This is a genomic window from Streptosporangium sp. CA-115845 (genome assembly GCF_050943795.1).
GTDB lineage: Bacteria > Actinomycetota > Actinomycetes > Streptosporangiales > Streptosporangiaceae > Streptosporangium.
In genome coordinates, this window is sequence record NZ_CP191988.1 from 8,083,381 (window position 1) to 8,101,029 (window position 17,649).

The window sequence follows — 17,649 nt, forward strand, 5'->3', positions numbered from 1 at the left end:
GGAATCAGGGTGACTCCTCCGCTCCCTGAAGGGAGCGGCTTCTCGCTAAGCCGCTTGCGCGACGTCGCGAAGGGCAAGCCCTGCCCGCAGGATGTTGATCGCCGCGTTGACGTCGGCGTGCGCCGCATGAGCGCACCGCTGACAGACGAACGTGGCCTGGGCGAGGCGGTTCTCCTTCGCGACATGCCCGCAGCGGGCGCACGTGCGGGAGGTGTGGGCGGGGTTCACCGCGATCAGCTCTCGACCGGCGCTTTCAGCCTTGTGCGACAGGATCGTCAAGAACACCCCCCAACCCGCGTCGAGAATCGAACGGTTGAGGCCGGACTTCTGGGCAACATTGCGGCCGGGCACCTCGACGGTGCCGGACGCCGAGCGGGTCATGTTCGCGATCCGCAGGTCCTCGCAGGCGATGACGTCGTAGTCGCGGACCAGCGCGAGTGCGGCCTTGTGCGCGCCGTCGAGGCGTTGACGGCCGACCTTGCCGTGCAGGGCGGCGACCCGCGCCACCGCTTTACGGCGCCGCGTGGAGCCGCGTTTCCTGCGGGCGAGGTTCCGCTGGGCGACGGCGAGGCGCTCGGCGGAGGCGGCCAGGTGGCGCGGGTTGTCCAGGTGCTCGCCGTCGCTGGTGGTGACCAGCCAGGCCACGCCCAGGTCGATCCCGACGACCGCGCCGGTGGCGGGCAAGGGTTCGGCAGGTACGTCGTCGCACGACAGCACGACGTACCAGCGGGAGCCTTCCCGCTTGACACTGATCGTCTTGACGGTGCCGCGCACCGGCCGGTGCCGGTGGGCGCGGATATGCCCGACACCCTGGAGACGCACGTAGGTGGCGGTAGGGTGTTCGGGCTGGGAGTCCCACCGGCAGCCGTCGCCGTCTTTGGGCCAGGTCACCGTGTCGAAGCACCCCTTGCCCTTGAAGCGGGGAAACCCCGGGGTGCGCCCGGCCTTGACGCGGGCGAAGAACGCGGCGAACGCCTTGTCCAGGCGGCGCAGGGTGGCCTGCTGGGAGGAGAACGACCACCGGCCCTGACCGCCGGTGTCATCGGCGCGGATGTGTTTCAGGTCGGCGGACTGCTCGCCGTAGCGGATGCTCACGCCCGCTTTGGCGTAGGCGGTGCGGCGGTGCTCCAGCGCGGCGTTGCAGAGGGCGCGGTGGTCGTCCAGGCAGGCGGTCAGCGCGGCGGCCTGCCTGCTGGTGGGGCGGAGCAGGAACTTGAACGACCTACGCACGAGCACCACCACTTTTGGAGGTGCGCTCGTACTGAGTGTTGATGTAGCGCCGCACCGTCTCGGCCGACACCGCGCCGACCGTGGCCACGAAGTACGACCGCGACCACAGCGTGGGCAGCTGGGAGCGCAGGTGCGGGAACTCGGCGCGCAGGTGGTGGGAGGTGAAGCCCTTGAACTGGTTGGCCACGTACGACGGCGAGTTCTTCGGGTTGGGCTTGACGAACAGATGCACGTGGTCGGGCATCACCTCAAGCGCCACGATCTCCCACCCGTGCTCGTCGGCCTTGGTGCGGATCAGCTCCTCCAGGCGGTCCTTCACCCGCCCGCCAAGGACCGGGCGGCGGTACTTCGGGCACCACACCACGTGGTACCCGAGGTCATACGCCGCACCGGGAGAAGTGCGTATCCGACGAGTCACATGATGTTTATAACAGCGCCGCTCATCTAATGCACGACGAACGGAGATCTCTGATGCGCAGACCAGACAGGTCAGGGCACGCTCGGGCCTTGGCGGCCCTCCCGCTCCCGATTCCCCCGTCGCCTAAAGGCGACGGTCCCCTCGGGAGGATCTGATGGAAAGCCAGAAAGGTCCCCGGTTCCGTCGACGGGACCGGGGACCTTCGGCCAGGGATCGGGTGCCGGGCCCCGGAGGGCCCGGCAGGTGATCACTTGCCGGTGGCTCTACGGCACTCACACGACCGGGGGGTCGTTGTAGCGCCGCTCCTCGTAGACGCGACGGTGCGCGACCGGGTCCTCGATCACCGTGGTGGCCGTCGAGTCCGCCACCGCCCGGCGGGCGATGCTGAGCCGGTACACGGCGAACAGGAGCCATGCGAGACCGCCGATCATCAGGATGACACCGACGACGTTGATGTCGAACCCGGCGATGTCGAATTCGACCGCCCAGGTGAGAATGGCGCCGAGCATGATGAGAATGATGCCGCCTGCAATGGTCATGGGATCTCCTCCTTCGAGCCAACGCATCCCCCCTATCCCCCACACGGCTGCCAAACGTCACCCGGCGGAGACAGCTGCCGACCACGGCGCCCCAATGAACGTCACGGGCCTGACGACTTCGGAAAAGTCGTCAGGCCCGTGGGTTCTCGGCGAAGAATCGGTTACCGGGCGGGCAGGACCGCACCCTTGTACTTGTCCTCGATGAACTTCTTGACCTCGGCGCCGGCCAGGATCTCGGCGAGCTTCCCGATCCGGGGGTCGTCCACCTTGGCCGGGACGGTGACCAGGCCGTTGGCGTACGGGTTGCCCTCGCCCTTCTCCAGGAGCAGGGAGTCGGTCGCGGGCTGCAGCCCGGCCTCCAGGGCGTAGTTGCCGTTGACGATCGCGGCGTCCACGTCCTCCAGGGAGCGGGGCAGCTGGGCGGCCTCAAGCGGCTTGAACTCCAGCTTCTTGGGGTTGTCGGCGACGTCGCGCTCGGTGGCCTTGACGCCGACCCCCTCCTTGAGGGTGATCAGGCCGTTGTCGGCCAGCAGCTTGAGCGAACGGCCGAGGTTGCTCGCGTCGTTGGGCAGCGCCACCTGGGCGCCCTCGGCGAGCTCGGAGACGTTCTTGATCTTCTTGGAGTACAGGCCGAGCGGCTCGATGTGGACCGGGGCGACCCAGCTGAGCTGGATGTTCTTGCCCTTGGAGAACTCCTCCAGATACGGGATGTGCTGGAAGTAGTTCGCGTCCAGGTTGCCCTCGTCGAGCTGGGTGTTGGGCTGGACGTAGTCGGTAAACTCGACGATCTCCAGGTTCAGCCCGGCGCCGGCGGCGAGGTTGTCCTTGACGTACTTGAGCACCTCGCCGTGAGGTACGGGGTTGACCCCGACCTTGAGCGGGGCATCGGCCTTCGGCGTGCCGTCGGCCGGTTGGGCCGTGTCGGTGGACGCCCCCCCGCATCCGGCCAGGGTCCCGGCCAGGATCAGTCCGGCCACGATCCCAAATATCTTACGCATGACTCTCCCCTAATTCCCCTTACAGCTGGTAGGAAATATCTCACAGGAACAGGGAAAAGGACAAATCCTCATTTGTCGCGCAAAGAGAGCATCTGCGCGATCTGCGCTGTACGCGAGACATCGACGCGTCTCGCCAGCTCGGTGACCTTGGCGTGCAGCCCGGTCGCGACCTCCACCTTGGCCATCTGGGAGGCGTCGTCCTGCTGGGCGATGAGCATGTCGAGGAACCTTCTCTCGAACTCGGCCGGGGGCGCCGCGATGAGCGCCGCCACCTCCTCATCGCTCACCCCGGGCATCCCGCCGTGCGCGGCGTGCTCGTCGTCCGGCGCCGTCGCGGGCTGCCCCCAGGCGGCCAGCAGGCCGGACATGGTGCTGGACTCGCGCTCCTGGGTCACGCCGATCGCCTCGGCCAGCTCGGAGACCTCGGGGCGGACCTGCCGCTCCCGTGCCAGCCGCACCAGCCGCACCACCTGCGCGTTGTGCGGCACCATCATCTGCAGGAACATCACGTCGGGGGCGTTGAAGGCGACCCCCTCGGCGGTACCCGTCGGCGGGGCGGGCGACGGGCTGGGCATCCCCTGACCCGCGCCGTGTCCGTCGTGCGCGTCATGATCAGAACCCTGGTCGGCACTCTGGGCGGCGGCGTCGTGCCCCGCGTGACCGGACGCGCCGCCCCGAAGCTCCTGGATGCTGTGGGCACCGCAGCCCGCGAGCAGCAGGACGCCCAGTACGACCACCGGGACCGCACGTCTCATCGAATACCTCCAGGGTGGAGACCCCGGACTCTGGCCCCGGGGGAGGAAGCGCGGCACGGTACCGCGCGGTTCGGCGTGGTGCTCGGTGTGCTGTTCGGTGTGCTGTTCGGTGGCGGCCAGGACCGGGCCCCGTACGCGCGGCGCCCTCGCCGCCGGGCCGGCGGAACCGGTGCGGGACCTCGGGGGAGAACGCCCGGCCGGGACGGTGGCTCGTCCCGGCCGGACGTCAACGGGTCAGACGCGCTGCCAGAGAGCCGGCACGTTCGGCGGCTCCCAGCCCGCCAGCGCGGTGTGCGGCTGCAGGCACCGGTAGGTCACGCCCCCGTAGGTCACCGTGGCGCCCGCCGCGTAGGCGGTGCCCGCCTGCCAGGAACCGCCCGGCTGAGTCGTCGGGGTGACGGTCGGGGTCGGAGTCGGGGTCGGCGTGGGGGTCACCGTCGGGGTCGGCGTGGGGCTGGGATCGCCTCCCCCGCCGAAGTTCACGTCCGAGCAGGTGTAGAAGGCCTCGGTGCTGCCCACGACGCGCTGCCAGATCGAGAAGATGAGCTGGCGACCGCTCCGCTGCGGGAGGTTGATCGTCCAGTTGGTGAACGTGCTGGGGTTCTGGTTGGTGAAGGTCCTGATGTGCTCCAGATCCGACCAGCGCAGCGGCTGGGTCGGGTCCCAGCTCTGCTTGGTGACGTAGAACTCGAAGTTGCTGTTCGCATGCGGCGCGGTCGCGTGGTAGGTGACCGTCAGCGGCCCCGGGGAGACCTGGGTGGCGGGCCAGTCGGCCCTGGCGAGGTTGAGCCCCCGGTACTTGTCGCGCCCGGCGCCGCAGAGCTGGCCGTCGGGAATGATCTGGCGGTGGTTGCCGCCGGCTTCGAGCCGGGACACCTCGTGCCAGTCGTAGAAGGCCTGGGTGCCGCCGGCCGCGACGGCCGCCTTGCACGCGCCGGACTTGGGGGTCTCCGGGCCCTCCGTCTTGCAGACGTAGGCCCGGCTGGGCGGGTTCGACATGGAACCGTGAGCGACCGCCGCGGTGGACGGCAGCAGCGCGAGCAGGGACCCTACGCTGAGCGCCGCGGCGGCACCGGTGGCCACCTTGTGTCGCAGATGCACGTGGACTCCTCCTGGGTTGGGGAATGGAGGCAGGACATGTCCAACGAGCCGACGGATAGCACGTTATTAACAAGAAACCTTACTAAGAGTCCGTCCCATAATGCCAGTCGAATAAGGATATAGATCCCTACCGGCACGATCCCAACCCTCCCGGCGAGCGCTCCGGCTCCCTCCTCCGGCACGGGTCGGGCCGCACTCCATGACCGGCATGCCCCCGCCGGATCCCGGGCTCCCGGAGGCGCCCCCGCTCCCTCCGGAAGCCGGAGCCGCACTCCATGACCGGCACGACCACGGGTCGTGGGTGAGGTCGTCACCGCGGCGAAGACCGGAAGCCGGAGCCTCACTCCATGACCAGCACGACCTTGCCCCTGCCGTGCCTGGTCCCAACCTCCCGGTGGGCGTCCGCGGCCCGCTCCAGCGGATAGGTCCTGCGCACCGGGAAGACGAACCTGCCCTCGGCGTACAGGGCGGCGAGCTCGGCGAGGCGGGACGCCAGCCGCTCCCCCCTGGTCCGCTGCGCCCCCAGCCCGGCGGCCCTGCCGTGCTCGACGAGGGTGAGGAGGCGCTCCCCCTTCACCAGTTCCAAGGAGATGTCGAACGCCTCACCGCCCGCGCCGTCCAGCACCATGTCCACCCCGCCGGGCGCCAGGTCGCGGATCCGCTCCAGCAGGCCCGCACCGTACGCGACCGGGATCGCGCCGAGCTCGCGCAGGTAGTCGTGGTTCTCCTCGCGCGCGGTGCCGATCACCGTGGCCCCCCAGAGCCGGCCGAGCTGGACCGCGGCGGTGCCGACCGCGCCCGCGGCCGCGTGCACCAGGAGCGTGTCGCCCTCCCCCACCCCGAGCTGCCGCAGCGCGATGTGGGCCGTCTGGGTCCCGGCGGTGAAACCGCCCGCCACCTCCCAGGGCATGTTCGCCGGTTTGGGCGTGACGTTCTCCGCGGGCACGACCACGTACTCGGCGTAGGCGTTCAGCACGGTGAAGCCCAGCACCTCGGCGCCGGCCGAGACCCCCGCCACTCCCGCTCCCACCTGGTCGACGACCCCGGAGAACTCGTTGCCGGGCACCCGGGGCAGCTCCCCGTCCAGTCCCGGCGGAGTCCACCCCTCCCTGATGGCCAGATCTAACGGCTGCACGCCCGCGGCCCTGACCCGGACCCGCACCTGCCCCTCGCCCGCCTCGGGCGTCGGAAGCTCCGTCACCCGCAATACCTCGGGACCGCCGAACTCGAAAAAAGCAGCTGCCTTCACAGGGTTCCCCTCCACTCGTGTACGCCGCCGCCCAGCCTGCAACCTCAAGCATGATTGAGGTCAACTCATGCGCTCCGGATCCCGACAGGCCATGTCCGGCCAGTGATAGCCGCCAGTGGCCCAGTCACGACAGGAGGCGATCCGGTCAGCGCCCGACCCGCCGCGCAGTCAGAACAGCTGCGGAGCCTGCTCGGTGTCGTTGTCGGGCAGTAGGCCGCCCACTTTTGGAGTCCGGTGGCCGTGTGGATGTTCGACCTCTCAACGTGTCAACGAGGAGCGGCCAGTTCCGATGTTCCTCGCATGGGGGGCTTGGCGCTCCCGGTAGGCTCCCCGAGTTGCAGCAGAGACCGGGGAGGCCGTCGTGACGCACGGGGTGCAGGAGATCGAGGTCAAATACCGGGTGGGTGACCTGGCGGCATTGGAGGACGCTCTCGCTCGGCGGGGGGCGCTGCTGTCGGCTCCCGTGCACCAGGACGATCAGGCGTATGCCGAGGACGGGTGGACCTATGCCCAGCCCAAGATCGGTAGGTCGTTCGCCCGGCTGCGCACCCAGCAGGGTCGGCACCTGTTCACTGTGAAGAAGCCCGTCGACAACGCGATGGCGTGCCTGGAGCACGAGACCACGGTCGCCGACCGCGAGCAGATGCACAACGCCATCACGCTCATGGGGTTCCATCCCACGGTCCGCATCGTGAAGACCCGGCGCACCGCGACGCTGGGAGACATGACGATCTGCGTCGATGAGGTGGAGCACGCCGGAGCCTTCGTCGAGATCGAACGCACCGTACACGGGCAGGAGTCCGGCATCACCGTTCAGGAGGAGCTCGACGGCTTCGCGCGGTCGCTCGGTGTCGCCTTGGAGCGCACGAGCGATACCTACGACTCGCTGGTGCGCGCCGCGCTGACCCCGGCCTAGAACAGGGGCAGGTCATCGGCCCCGGTCGGGTTACCACACGGCAGGCGGGCCGCTTTCACGTCTACAACGAGCTGGACCGCCGCGTGATCAGTCAGGTTCGTCTCCCGGGTTTCGTGCAGGTAGGTGCACGAGCGGACGAGGGTGGCCAGGGCAGGGCCGACGTGGAAGTAGTCGTAGCGGTACCCGTCGCCGGTCCGGCCTATCCAGCTGTACGCTTGCACGCCCGGCAAGCAGTGGCCGTGAGCGTCGAGGAATCCCCGTGATTCCAGGGTGCTCAGCATGCCGAACTCGAACGGCAGAAACCCCGGGTGCAGCGGGTCATGATCGGCGGCGATCACGTTGTAGTCGCCGCCGATCACCAGGTGGTCGTGTTGCTCGGCCGGTAGACCTCCCAACGCGTCAAGCAGTGACGCGATGAAGGTCTGCTTGCGGATGGTCTTTCCCTCGCTGCGGTCTCGGCTAGGCACGTAGACGCCCAGGAACCACGTCCGAGGCTGGGTGTCGAGCGCCGCCACGGCGACCCGCCCGGGGATGCTCACCCCATTGAATGAGGTGAGGTGAGGCTGAATCAGCGGGATCCGGCTGACGAGTGCCGCCCCCCGCTCCCCGTTCACGTCGGGTGTCTTCACCACGGCGTACCCCGCCGTGCGGAACTGGTCCAGCAGGTAGGTGGTGCCAGCGCCGGCGCTCGTCTCGGTGAGGAGGAAAACCTGCTCCGGCCGGGCCGCGAGCCACCGCAGCAGCAGCTCGGCGCGGACGCGTGACGCGGCCCCGATGTTGACCGTCAGCGCTGTAACCACCTGGATCTCACCTCATATCGTTTCGGTCTGCTCCAGATGCTGGAGCAGTTGGGCCACCACCCCCTCCGGGGCGAGGCCGCGGCAGTCGATCCGCAGCTGTGGCCAGTCGCGAGCGGCCAGGAAGCCGAACGCGTCCCCGTACAGATCGGCTTCCCGCTGGGGGGAGCCGATGCGCTCCAGCCGGGAGCGGCTGGAGCGCTGGTCGAGTCGCTCCTGAAGCACCTGGGGGTCGTGGTGCAGGTAGCAGGATAGGGACGCCGGAGGCACGTGGGCGTTGTAATGCCAGATGTCTATCAGCGGCAGATCGTCGAGACGTTGCAGGACCAGGGAGGACTGCACGTACCGATCACTGATGACGACCTTTCCGGCCGCGAGCGCCGGAGAGATCTCGTGCTCGACGTGGGCGCAGCGGTCGGCGGCCACCGCCAAGGCCAGGGCCCGGCCGGTCAGGGTGGACTCGCTGGCGCGGATCAGCCGCCCCAGTGACGTGTCGGACGGCTCGGTGGTCACGTGAACAGCTCGGCCGCGCTCGCGGAGCCGCTCGGCGAGCAGCGCCGTGGTGGTGGTCTTGCCGACCCCATTGGGACCTTCCACGACGACGAACAGGCCGCCGCTCATGAGCGGCGGGTGGTGATCTGCAACAGCGGGGATTCAACGACGGGGCACTGCTCGGAATCGACCTCGCCGATCCGCTGGCCACGCGAGATCAGCGCGGCCGGGCAGCCCTTGCCGCAGCTGGCGTTCATCGAGCAGCCGCCGCAGGTGGAGTTGGCGCCCATCGCCAGGGTGCCCGCCAGGTCGTAGCCGTCCAGCGCGTCGGCGATCTCCTGGCGCAGGATGTTGCCGACCAGGAAGTCGCTGTCGGCGTACGGCGACTGCGGGGTGCGGGCCGCGAACACCAGGTACGGGCAGACCGCGGTGGCGCCGTCGGCGAAGACGTAGATGAGCTTCCCCGCGTCGCATCCGGCCAGCGGCTTGGTGTCGTTGGGGAAGCGGATGTGCACCACGTCGATGCCGCGTTCGCGGAACCGCTCGGTGACCTCCCGAATCGAGCGCATCTTGTCATCGTTGGCCGCGAGACGACCCTGACTTTTGACGCCGCGCCCGAATGACGACAGCGGATTCATCAGCACGTACTCGGCGCCGACCTCGACGGCAAACTCGCACAGCGCGGCGAACTCCTCCACGTGGGTGAGCGCGTTCGGGGTGGACAGCAGCCCTTGCAGCAGCCCTGCCTCGGCGAAGGCACGGGTGGTGGCCAGGGTGGTGCCGAAGGAGGCGACGGAGCCGCGGAACTTGCCGTGACTTTCGGGCCGGAACCCGTCGAAGCTCACGTTGATGTGGACGTTGCCGAGGGCGGCCAGCGCGGTGATCTGCTCGGGTGTTGTCTGTGTGGCGTTGGTGCAGATGCCCAGGGGCAGCCCCATGTCGGCGACGGCGCGGCAGATCTCCATGATGTGCGGGTGGACGAACGGCTCGCCGCCGGTCAGGGTCAGGCGCTCGACCCGGGCACGGCGCAGCCGCGGGAACACCATGTCGGTGAGGTCCTCTAACCGCATGTGCTCCCCCCAGTCGCCCGAGGAGACGAAGCAGTGAGCGCAGTGCAGGTTGCAGCGTTCGGTGATCTGAACGAGTGCTTTGCGCTCGTCTCCTTCGACGGAGGTCCGGAAGTAGCAGGAGCTGGCGTGGGTGTCGATGATGAGCGGACGCCTCACAGTGATCCCTTTCTCGGGTTCTGTGGACCGGTGAGCCTGCCGGAAGCCGGCCTCCCGGGCGTGCGAAGGACGTCGTACCAAGGGAGAGTGATGATCACCTCCTCACAGTGATGGAGTACTTCACCAGGCAACGGTGGCTGGTCCGGCGGGGCCAGTGGCGGCCACGCCAGGTGTTGATGTGGGTGGCGTTGACTGGTCAGCGCGAGCCGTGGGGAGCCCCCGCCCCAAGGTGAAAGACAAGGCGGGAGCTCCGTCGCGACCGGCTGTTCACGCCCCCCGCCCAGGGGCGTACGGCCGCGTCTGACCCCGCGAGCGGCCCTCCACCGCCCGCGAGGAGCCTGTCGCGGCGACACGGGAGGCGCGCTCACCATGCCGCCACGGGCTCATTGGCCGCCACTGGACCATACGGAGAGTGCGGGCTGTCATTGAGTTGTGGTGCCCCGGTAGGGCTCGGTCCGTGGGGGGACCGGCCGGGGAAGGCTGGCCCTACCGGGGGTCTTAGGGGTTACGCCAGGAGTCCCAGTGCCACGGCCGCCACCCCTTGCGCCAGTCCCTCGCGAAGGAGTCGACGATGGCCGCCACGATGGCGAGCAGAATGATTACGGTGATGTAGTCGGTGGTCTTCCTGACTTCTTCGATGATCATGGCTCTCAGCCCGGGGCCGCTGGCTGGAGGTCCGTGACCTGGACGATGAGCTGGGTGGCCAGCGCCCGGTTCAGCAGGTGGGACTCGTCCAAGCCGACGGGGATCTGATGGCCGGTCTCCACCACCCGGCCACCGTCATCCTCGCCGTACAAGTTGGCCAGTACTCCGACCGGGGAGTAATCACCGACCGTACAAACGACCGGCGCTTCTCTACGCAGGTACGGGCAGGTGGCCAGCGCCTCGTCAACATGCGCCTTACACGTGGGCGGGTGCGCTGTGGGCCAGGGCGACGTGCGGTCGCCAACCAATGAGGAGGGCATGATCCAGTTGATACGCCCGCCGGGGTCAGTGGCCGACTTCCCGCACACACGGCACAGCCCCTTCAGCATGCACCGGCGTTGGCGCAGCGTATGCACCAGATGCCACTGGATCTTCCCCTCCCGCGCGGTGCCGCAGCGAGCCCACAGCACCTTGAACATCCATTCCTGCGGGAGCGCATCACGGTAGGTCAGCCGGGGCAATCCGTCCGCCCACTCGAAAGCCAACGGTAGATCCAGGGTCTCCTCTTCGTACGGCGTGATGTAGGGCTTGCCGAGCTCTGTCGCCACGGCGGCCGTCATGACCCGCCACCTGGTTGAGCGGTGAGGATCAGGTCCGCGACCTGCCGAGCCTCCCGCACTGTCTGCGGGGTGCTACCTGGCAGGGATACCAGATAGCAGCCGGAGCGCGCCCCCATGGTCACCGTGACCACCCGTCCGGCGTCGCCGTGAACGACCAGTTCGGGGGCGTACAGCTTGGGCTCCCCCAGCGGGATCGGCTGGCCGTCGTCACCGGACAACTTCAAGCTGATGGTGTGAACGGCGTACGAGTGAACCCCGTGGGCCTTCAGCAACTGCTGCACGACGGCCAGCCTCCCGTCATGCCTCTCAGCCGTTGTATCGCTGCGCTCCTCGACCACTGTTTTCGACACATGTGCGGCGGGCAGGCGGGCGCCCGCAGTTTCACCAGCCATCGTGGGCCTCCAGCAGTTCGTCGTCGCTGTCAAAACTACGGAGACCGAGCCACATGGAGTATGGGGTCAGGGCCCGGAGGGCGGTCAAAGTGGTCAAAGATCGCGTTTAGCGATTTCAGGTCAGCAAGCTTGCGGCCATTCGCGTTAAGGGCCTCGGTTCGGCGACTATGGTTGTTCATGCGAGCGGTAACTGGCCGTAGCGGAAACGCCGGTCGGTCAAAGTGATCAAAGATTCTTTTGGCACGCGGAGGCATGCGATGGCGCGCGAACGAAATGAGCGGCTTGCCGTACTCCTCCAAGAGGCAGGCTGGTCACGGGCGCAAACAGCGAGCGCTTTCAACCGCGTCGCCCAGGAGAGCAATCTTCTCGACTACACGTGCATCGGCCGCTCCCACATCAGCATGTGGGTGGCCGGGACCAGGCCCTCAGGCGCAGCACCCATAATCTTGTGTCAGGCACTGTCCCGTCGTCTGAAACGTGCCATCACGCCAGATGAACTCGGGTTAACAGTCCCCAATGCACCAGCTCAGGAGGCATTGGAGTGGAGCATCGACCCGTTGATCGCGCTGACCGACCTGGGGAGAACGGACTTGGATGCGGACCGGAGAAGCCTCCTGACGGGCGCGGTGTACTCGGTAGCTGCCCTTGCGCTGCCCGATGAGGTCTGGTGGAAGACCATGGCCGAAGAACACCCCACACCGACGAAGTATCAACGCGTAGGCCGCGGTGATGTCGCCACCGTCCAGGAACTCACCTACGCTTTCTCGCGGGTCGACCAGCGCCGTGGCGGCGGCCACGGCAGAAAGGCACTGGCGCAATACTTACGATCCGACGTCACAACCTTCTTACAGGGGATCTTTCCCAATGAGCAGGTACGAAATGACATGTTCTCCGCAGCCGCGGAGCTGTCCTACCTGTCGGGCTGGATGGCGTTCGACAACAACGAGCAGGCCACCGCACAAAAGTACTTCGTCCTAGCCGTGAAGCTTGCCGCTCGTGCCGGAAATCCACCATTGAGCGGGCACATTCTGCGCGCCATGGCGCATCAGGCTCTCGACCTCGGCCACCTCAAGAAGGGCCTTGAGCTGTCAACGGCCTCCATGCACGGACAGCGCTATGCCTCGGCCACCCCCCGAGAGAGGGCGTTGCTCGGTGTCGTCCATGCACGCGCTCTGGCCTCCAGCGACCAGAAGCAGGCGGCGGCACAGGCCCTGCTGAGAGCTGAGGACGACCTCACATCGGCCAAGGAGGGCATCGAAGAACCACACCGGACCTTCTTCTTCGCGGAAGCCTCGCTGGCCCACGAGACGGCATGCACTCTGCGCGACTGCGGGGACCGTCAGGGAGCCCTTCGCCACTTCCGGCGCAGCGTACAGACGCGAGGAGATGCCTTCCGCCGCACGCACGTGGTGACACTCGGATACCTGGGGGCGATGCAGATCGCTACCGGTGGCGTGGAAGAGGCGTGCACCACCTGGAGCACCGCGCTGGATGCGATGGAGGAGGGCATCTACTCGGGCCGGGCACGGCAGGCGGTCGTTGACATGCGCAACCTCCTCTCCCCCTACCGGCGTCGCCGGATATCGGCGGTCGCCGAGCTGGACGCGCGAGCCGCCGCATACCTGACCAACGTAGATTGATCACGTCGGATCGACGGGATGAGGGCAGGCATATGACAAAGTCACTGGAGATCAAGCCCATCGGCACCGTTATCGGTGGACGTACCGACCCCACCGACGACCACTGGAGCGGCACGGCGATCATCCGCTTGAACGCGGACTTCCCCGCCGAGGTCGTCCAGGGACTTGAGGAGTTCTCCCACCTGCTGGTCGTCTGGCACTTCCACCGGGCCTCGCCCGAGGATGTCGCCCTGCACGCCCGTAGCCCGCGTAACAACCCCGCCTGGCCGGCCACGGGCACGTTCGTCCACCGCAACCACCGTCGGCCGAACCAGCTCGCGCAGTCCTTCCCACGGCTTCTGAAGGTTGACGGCCTGGACCTGCACGTGACCGACCTGGACGCGATCGACGGCAGCCCCGTCTACGATCTGGCGCCGTACTTCGGGGAGATGGGTCCGCGCGGCGAAGTACGCGAGCCCAGTTGGCCTGGCGAGATGCTCAAGGACTACTGGGACGACCCGCGGAGCTGAACACGGCTGTGAACGACGTCAGCGGAACCTGCGGAGGCCGGGCGCCATGGGTGTGACGCCCGGCCTCACGATCCGGTTACCGGTGGGACGGCCCGGCTATCCGATCAGATGTTTCATATCCGCCCTCCTGCTCGGTGATCCCGACGGGCTACGATCGGCTGAACCAAAGCCACCCCTGCGGAGTGAGACAGGCAACCGGCTTACGTGGCCCCGCTCCATAAGCCGGTGATGCCGTACGGGCGAGAACTGCCTGCGGCGCCTTGTCACACACCTACCTCTTCCCGACTTCGGTCAGGGTGCCTTTCTCGGGAGGTACAGGTTGACGGAACTGTGAATGATCAGATGGTCGGAGCAGGGATGGGTGTCGCAGTTACCGGCGTCGATGATGTCGACGCCGCCGATCGGCACGCTGAAATGGTCACGACTGACGAAGGTGTAGTCAATCTTGCGGGTGCCGCCAACCCGCGTGGCCCGGCCACCCCGGACGGGTTCGCACATCCCGTCCTCGCCGATGCAACTGCTCCAGTAGGTGTCGGTCTCCCAGAAGTTCCCGCTCCCGTCCGGGTAGTAGAGCGTGCCGACCGCGGCATCGTCCGGGGTCAGGTTGAGGTCGCCCATCAAGATGAACGGCCTGGAGTTCGCCTCGGGGCCGAACACGCGGGTCAGCTCCCGGGTCTCGGCCTGCGCTCCGGACGCGTCGCCGTCGGCCAGGTGTGTCGAACAGGCCTTCACCGGCTGATTGGCCGGCGGGAAATTGGCCACGACACAGGCGACGCTGCGTTCCTCCGTGACCACGGGCTGGTCGCGCTCCTCCAATTTGTGGCCGGTGGTGAACATGTACCCCTTCTGCTGGGTCACGTCGGCGCGTACCAGGATGGCGTTGCCGGCCTCATTGCGGGTGTCGGGGAAGACGATGCAGTCGGGAACGAACGTGCGGGACTCCTGGAAGTACCCCTGCATCGCGTATCCGACCGCCGCCAACTGGTCCACCAGGTGCGCGTACTGGCGGTCGCAGATCTCGTTGAGGGAGATCACGTCGGGTCGGCGCGCCTGCACCTCCCTGACGATCCGCCCGATGATCGGGTAGGTGCCGTTGTTCAGGATGCCCCCGGACAGGTTGAAATGCATCAGCTTCAGCGGCGTGACGGGGTTGAAGCGCACGCCGCTGGTGGCGACGCCGCTGGTGTTGCTGTTACGCAGATGCCACTGGAAGGGCCCGTTGGTGAGAGGCAGCGCGACTGCGGGGGTGTCGGAGCCGTTGCCGTCCCAGTCGCCCGTGGCGAAGTACACCGATGACGCGCTGCCGCTGCCGTAGGTGAACGTCACATTGGCCGTTCCGGTGGTGTTGCTGTTGCGCAGGTACCAGGTGAAGGGGCTGGCGGTGGTGTTGATGAACCCTATGGTGTCGGAGCCGTCGTTGTTCCAGTCGCCCGCGATGGGCTTCCCCGCCCCGCTGCTGTAGGTGAAGGTGAGATCGGCGCTCCCGGCGGTGTTGCTGTTGCGCAGCAGGTACGAGTTGGGACTGCCGGGCCGGAACAGGCCGGGGGTGTCGGAGCCGTTGCCGTCCCAGTCGCCGACCAGGGGCTGAGTGTCCGAGGCCGCGCCGTAACCGAAGGTCACGTTGGCGGATCCCGATGAATTGCTGTTGCGTAGTTGCCACGATGGCGTTCCGCCGGTGCGTACGAAGACCCCCGGAGTGTCGGAGCCGTTGTTGTTCCAGTCGCCCACGATCGGTTGCGCGCCATGGGCGCCGTAGGTGAAGACGGTGTCGGGTGCGAGGTTGTCGATCCAGAAGTTGTCGTATCGGTTCGTCAGGTACCACGTCATCGGGTTCGTGGAGGTGTCCACGATGCCGTACGTGTCCACACCGTCACCATCCCAGTCTCCTGAGATGATGACCCTGTCCTGGGATTGCGCCGCGGCCGGTGCGACCGGCGATATGACCGCCATCGGCACCACGACGAAGAGGACCGAGACCGTCATCGTGACAATTCTTCGTAACACTCGAATACCTCTTTCGGATTCCTCGCGAGGTCGAGGTGAGTTCATGCTGAGTCAGCGAATCATGAGGCCGATCAGGCTCATGGCTTCGCGGCGGACTGGCACGGTCTCGTAGCTGCGGGGCAGGAGACGGTGGAAAATCAGTCCTCCGAAGCTCCGTTCGGCAATCCAGTGCCAAAGCAGAGCGGTGAATCCTCTGGCAGCACAGGCGCGGGGGACGACGTCGATGTCATTGCCAGGTGTGGCGCCGTGTCCGGCGGACAGTGCCGCGGTGAGGGGGTGCGGTGAGTGCTGTCGGCTCAGCCGCTTGCGATCCGGCGGCGGTGACCGGCACCGCCCACAGCGTCCGAGGGCACCGGTGACGATGCCGCATTTCCGGCCGACGATTCTCCCAGGTGGTGGCGGGCACGTTGGCCGAGGATTTGACGCTTGAGCGTCAATCACGCGAAAAGTCGGTTCGAGCTCGCGCCTTTCGGCGGTGCGGACTAATCGGTGTGGCAAGCCGCTGAGCCACCATTGTCGGCGGGCGAGGCAGGCACATACCTTGGCCCAGGACGGATGGTTGTCGCGCCAGGTAGCGCCAGGGCATGCCCGTACGGTCGAGATAAGGACGGCACGCAGGTCGTGCTCCCACGAACCAAAGCCATCAGGTGAGCTCCTAACGTATTGAGATGAATACGGCTCTTACCTGGACCTGATGGCGAAAATACATTGCCCGACTCCAGACTGTAAAGCCTTTTCGGCTCTGATTGAAAGGCTCTGACTGAAAGGCTCTGAGCTCCCTCGCAAGATGGTCGTCTCGTCGGCCGGGAAACGGCCGAACTCCTCTGAGATGTAGCTGGAACCGCGGTCGGAACGGAAGGCCGCGCCCGACCGGCCCATCGAGATGCTCAAGGACTACCGGGACGACCCGCGGGGCTGAACACGGCTGCGGGGACGACGTCAGCGGGGCGCGTGAGGCCGGGCGCCACGGTGATGGTCAGAGCAGATCTCCACGGCCGGCCGGGGCGTCAGGCGATCCGATCCAGATCCGCCGGCCGGACGGTGCCGCGGAGCGGAAGGCCCCGCGCCAGCCGCTCGACCTCGGCGACCGCGAACTCGCCCAGGCGGCGCAGCTCCCTGCCCCTGGCTCCGCTGAGGTGCGGGGTGACCAGGACGTTCGGCAGGGCGAGCAGCGGATGCCCGAGGGGCAGCGGCTCGGGATCGGTCACGTCGAGGACGGCGCCGATGCGACCGGTGGCGCAGTGCCGTACCAGGGCGTCGGTGTCGATCAGGGAGCCCCGGGCGGTGTTCACCAGCACCGCGCCGTCGCGCAGCAGCGCGAGGCGGCGCTCGTCGAGCAGCCCGCGGGTCTCCGGCAGCGCGGGGGCGTGCACGGTGACCAGCTCGGCCTCGCGGCACAGATCGTCGAGAGGCACCGGCCTGGCCCCGAGGGCCGCCGCCTGGGCGGGGCCGATGTACGGGTCGCTGAGCAGGATGTGCGCGCCGTGATCGCGGAGCCGCTCCATCACCAGCCGCCCGACCCGGGAGGCGCCGATGACGCCGACCACCGCTCCGATCAGGCCGCCGCCCTCGCTCGGCGTCGCCACTCCGGGCAGCGGGTCGCCCGACCAGCCCCGCGTGGAGTACGCGCGCGCCTTGACGATCGCCTGCTTGGCGGCCAGTACGAGCATCGCCAGGGTGAACTCGGCCACCGGCTGCGCGTTGGCCTCGGCCGCCGAGGAGACCGCGATGCCCCTGTCGAACACCTCGGCGGTGAGGTGCCCCTTGACGCTGCCGGCGGCGTGCACGACCGCCCGCAGCCGTGGAGCCGCGGCCAGCACGTCCGCATCGATCATCGGACACCCCCAGCCGGTGATCAGGATCTCCACGTCGAGTGGCCCGTCGAAGGATTCGATCACTCGCTCGTCCACCCGCGTCACCAGCGACAACCGGTGCCGCAGGTCGGGGGGGAAGATCTCGGGCAGTAGCCGGGGCTGCATGGCGAACGCCGCGGAGGTGGTCATCGGACGGTGACCGGCCGGACCGGGTCGCGGACCACGATGCGGGTGCCGGGTGTCACCGGGCCTCCTGCCACCCTGCCGAGCGCCGGCCACACCGCCGTCCTGCCGGTCCAGGACA

The 17,649-nt window shown here is 67.7% G+C and carries 18 protein-coding genes; 3 read left to right on the plus strand and 15 right to left on the minus strand.

The annotated features are described in order from the left end of the window. Positions 1 to 45 precede the first annotated feature (45 nt). From ACQP0P_RS38635 to ACQP0P_RS38665, 7 genes are all read right to left on the minus strand, one after another. Positions 46 to 1,230 carry an RNA-guided endonuclease InsQ/TnpB family protein gene (locus ACQP0P_RS38635; RefSeq protein WP_433362461.1) on the minus strand — a complete coding sequence of 395 codons (1,185 nt, stop codon included), beginning with the start codon at positions 1,228 to 1,230 and terminating at the stop codon, positions 46 to 48. Further along, on the minus strand, positions 1,223 to 1,648 hold the full coding sequence (gene tnpA / locus ACQP0P_RS38640) for an IS200/IS605 family transposase (protein ID WP_433362464.1): 426 nt from the start codon (positions 1,646 to 1,648) through the stop codon (positions 1,223 to 1,225). Before tnpA ends, ACQP0P_RS38635 begins: the two co-directional genes overlap by 8 nt. Positions 1,649 to 1,920: 272 nt before the next feature. Next, the gene (locus ACQP0P_RS38645; RefSeq protein WP_433365331.1) at positions 1,921 to 2,187 is read right to left on the minus strand and encodes a DUF6458 family protein; all 267 of its coding nucleotides are present in this window, start codon (positions 2,185 to 2,187) and stop codon (positions 1,921 to 1,923) included. Between the two features lie 161 nt (positions 2,188 to 2,348). After that, a complete protein-coding gene (locus ACQP0P_RS38650) occupies positions 2,349 to 3,185 on the minus strand; it encodes a MetQ/NlpA family ABC transporter substrate-binding protein (protein WP_433365334.1) in 837 nt (278 codons plus the stop codon). Between the two features lie 68 nt (positions 3,186 to 3,253). After that, entirely contained in the window at positions 3,254 to 3,940 is a 687-nt protein-coding gene (locus ACQP0P_RS38655; protein ID WP_433365337.1) for a DUF305 domain-containing protein, read from the minus strand. A 234-nt stretch (positions 3,941 to 4,174) separates the two neighbouring features. Continuing rightward, entirely contained in the window at positions 4,175 to 5,041 is an 867-nt protein-coding gene (locus ACQP0P_RS38660; RefSeq protein ID WP_433365340.1) for a lytic polysaccharide monooxygenase auxiliary activity family 9 protein, read from the minus strand. 340 nt (positions 5,042 to 5,381) lie between these two features. Next, a complete protein-coding gene (locus ACQP0P_RS38665) occupies positions 5,382 to 6,242 on the minus strand; it encodes an NADP-dependent oxidoreductase (RefSeq protein WP_433365343.1) in 861 nt (286 codons plus the stop codon). Positions 6,243 to 6,651: 409 nt separating this feature from the next. On the opposite strand from ACQP0P_RS38665, the gene cyaB reads away from it, so the two are divergent. Then, the gene (cyaB, locus tag ACQP0P_RS38670) at positions 6,652 to 7,206 is read left to right on the plus strand and encodes a class IV adenylate cyclase (RefSeq protein WP_433365346.1); all 555 of its coding nucleotides are present in this window, start codon (positions 6,652 to 6,654) and stop codon (positions 7,204 to 7,206) included. Here cyaB and ACQP0P_RS38675 read toward each other — a convergent pair. The 6 genes from ACQP0P_RS38675 to ACQP0P_RS38700 all read right to left on the minus strand — a co-directional run bounded on the left by ACQP0P_RS38675 (position 7,203) and on the right by ACQP0P_RS38700 (position 11,378). Further along, a complete protein-coding gene (locus ACQP0P_RS38675; protein ID WP_433365349.1) occupies positions 7,203 to 8,006 on the minus strand; it encodes an endonuclease/exonuclease/phosphatase family protein in 804 nt (267 codons plus the stop codon). The genes cyaB and ACQP0P_RS38675 overlap by 4 nt on opposite strands. Before the next feature lie 12 nt (positions 8,007 to 8,018). Further along, positions 8,019 to 8,624 (minus strand): dTMP kinase, encoded by a 606-nt coding sequence (gene tmk / locus ACQP0P_RS38680; protein ID WP_433365352.1) that lies wholly within the window; start codon positions 8,622 to 8,624, stop codon positions 8,019 to 8,021. Further along, entirely contained in the window at positions 8,621 to 9,721 is a 1,101-nt protein-coding gene (locus tag ACQP0P_RS38685) for a radical SAM protein (RefSeq protein WP_433365355.1), read from the minus strand. The genes tmk and ACQP0P_RS38685 overlap by 4 nt, the downstream gene beginning before the upstream one ends. A gap of 498 nt (positions 9,722 to 10,219) precedes the next feature. Then, positions 10,220 to 10,366: a hypothetical protein gene (locus tag ACQP0P_RS38690; RefSeq protein ID WP_433365358.1), complete on the minus strand. Its 147-nt coding sequence runs from the start codon at positions 10,364 to 10,366 to the stop codon at positions 10,220 to 10,222. A gap of 5 nt (positions 10,367 to 10,371) precedes the next feature. Then, entirely contained in the window at positions 10,372 to 10,986 is a 615-nt protein-coding gene (locus ACQP0P_RS38695; protein WP_433365360.1) for a hypothetical protein, read from the minus strand. Beyond that, positions 10,983 to 11,378, minus strand: coding sequence for a hypothetical protein (locus ACQP0P_RS38700; protein WP_433365363.1), 396 nt, complete (start codon positions 11,376 to 11,378; stop codon positions 10,983 to 10,985). The genes ACQP0P_RS38695 and ACQP0P_RS38700 overlap by 4 nt, the downstream gene beginning before the upstream one ends. Positions 11,379 to 11,635: 257 nt before the next feature. Here ACQP0P_RS38700 and ACQP0P_RS38705 point away from each other — a divergent pair, with 257 nt between their 5' ends. Together ACQP0P_RS38705 and ACQP0P_RS38710 are read left to right on the plus strand one after the other, a co-directional pair. Then, positions 11,636 to 13,018 (plus strand): hypothetical protein, encoded by a 1,383-nt coding sequence (locus ACQP0P_RS38705; RefSeq protein WP_433365365.1) that lies wholly within the window; start codon positions 11,636 to 11,638, stop codon positions 13,016 to 13,018. 32 nt (positions 13,019 to 13,050) lie between these two features. Beyond that, complete coding sequence (locus ACQP0P_RS38710) at positions 13,051 to 13,527, plus strand: SAM-dependent methyltransferase (protein ID WP_433365367.1); 477 nt, start codon at positions 13,051 to 13,053, stop codon at positions 13,525 to 13,527. A gap of 291 nt (positions 13,528 to 13,818) precedes the next feature. Here ACQP0P_RS38710 and ACQP0P_RS38715 read toward each other — a convergent pair whose 3' ends face one another. Continuing rightward, positions 13,819 to 15,510 (minus strand): endonuclease/exonuclease/phosphatase family protein, encoded by a 1,692-nt coding sequence (locus ACQP0P_RS38715; protein WP_433365370.1) that lies wholly within the window; start codon positions 15,508 to 15,510, stop codon positions 13,819 to 13,821. 1,028 nt (positions 15,511 to 16,538) lie between these two features. Beyond that, positions 16,539 to 17,534, minus strand: a complete 996-nt coding sequence (locus ACQP0P_RS38720; protein WP_433365373.1) for a hydroxyacid dehydrogenase — start codon at positions 17,532 to 17,534, stop codon at positions 16,539 to 16,541. Between the last annotated feature and the right edge of the window lie 115 nt (positions 17,535 to 17,649).

What these genes read in the sequence shown, in the direction of transcription:
- tmk (WP_433365352.1), bottom strand. Translation starts at nt 8,624, where the DNA reads ATGAGCGGCGGCCTGTTCGTCGTCGTGGAAGGTCCCAATGGGGTCGGC.
- ACQP0P_RS38695 (WP_433365360.1), bottom strand. Translation starts at nt 10,986, where the DNA reads ATGACGGCCGCCGTGGCGACAGAGCTCGGCAAGCCCTACATCACGCCG.
- ACQP0P_RS38715 (WP_433365370.1), bottom strand. Translation starts at nt 15,510, where the DNA reads ATGACGGTCTCGGTCCTCTTCGTCGTGGTGCCGATGGCGGTCATATCG.
- ACQP0P_RS38690 (WP_433365358.1), bottom strand. Translation starts at nt 10,366, where the DNA reads ATGATCATCGAAGAAGTCAGGAAGACCACCGACTACATCACCGTAATC.
- ACQP0P_RS38720 (WP_433365373.1), bottom strand. Translation starts at nt 17,534, where the DNA reads ATGACCACCTCCGCGGCGTTCGCCATGCAGCCCCGGCTACTGCCCGAG.
- ACQP0P_RS38650 (WP_433365334.1), bottom strand. Translation starts at nt 3,185, where the DNA reads ATGCGTAAGATATTTGGGATCGTGGCCGGACTGATCCTGGCCGGGACC.
- ACQP0P_RS38645 (WP_433365331.1), bottom strand. Translation starts at nt 2,187, where the DNA reads ATGACCATTGCAGGCGGCATCATTCTCATCATGCTCGGCGCCATTCTC.
- ACQP0P_RS38705 (WP_433365365.1), top strand. Translation starts at nt 11,636, where the DNA reads ATGGCGCGCGAACGAAATGAGCGGCTTGCCGTACTCCTCCAAGAGGCA.
- ACQP0P_RS38655 (WP_433365337.1), bottom strand. Translation starts at nt 3,940, where the DNA reads ATGAGACGTGCGGTCCCGGTGGTCGTACTGGGCGTCCTGCTGCTCGCG.
- ACQP0P_RS38710 (WP_433365367.1), top strand. Translation starts at nt 13,051, where the DNA reads ATGACAAAGTCACTGGAGATCAAGCCCATCGGCACCGTTATCGGTGGA.
- ACQP0P_RS38700 (WP_433365363.1), bottom strand. Translation starts at nt 11,378, where the DNA reads ATGGCTGGTGAAACTGCGGGCGCCCGCCTGCCCGCCGCACATGTGTCG.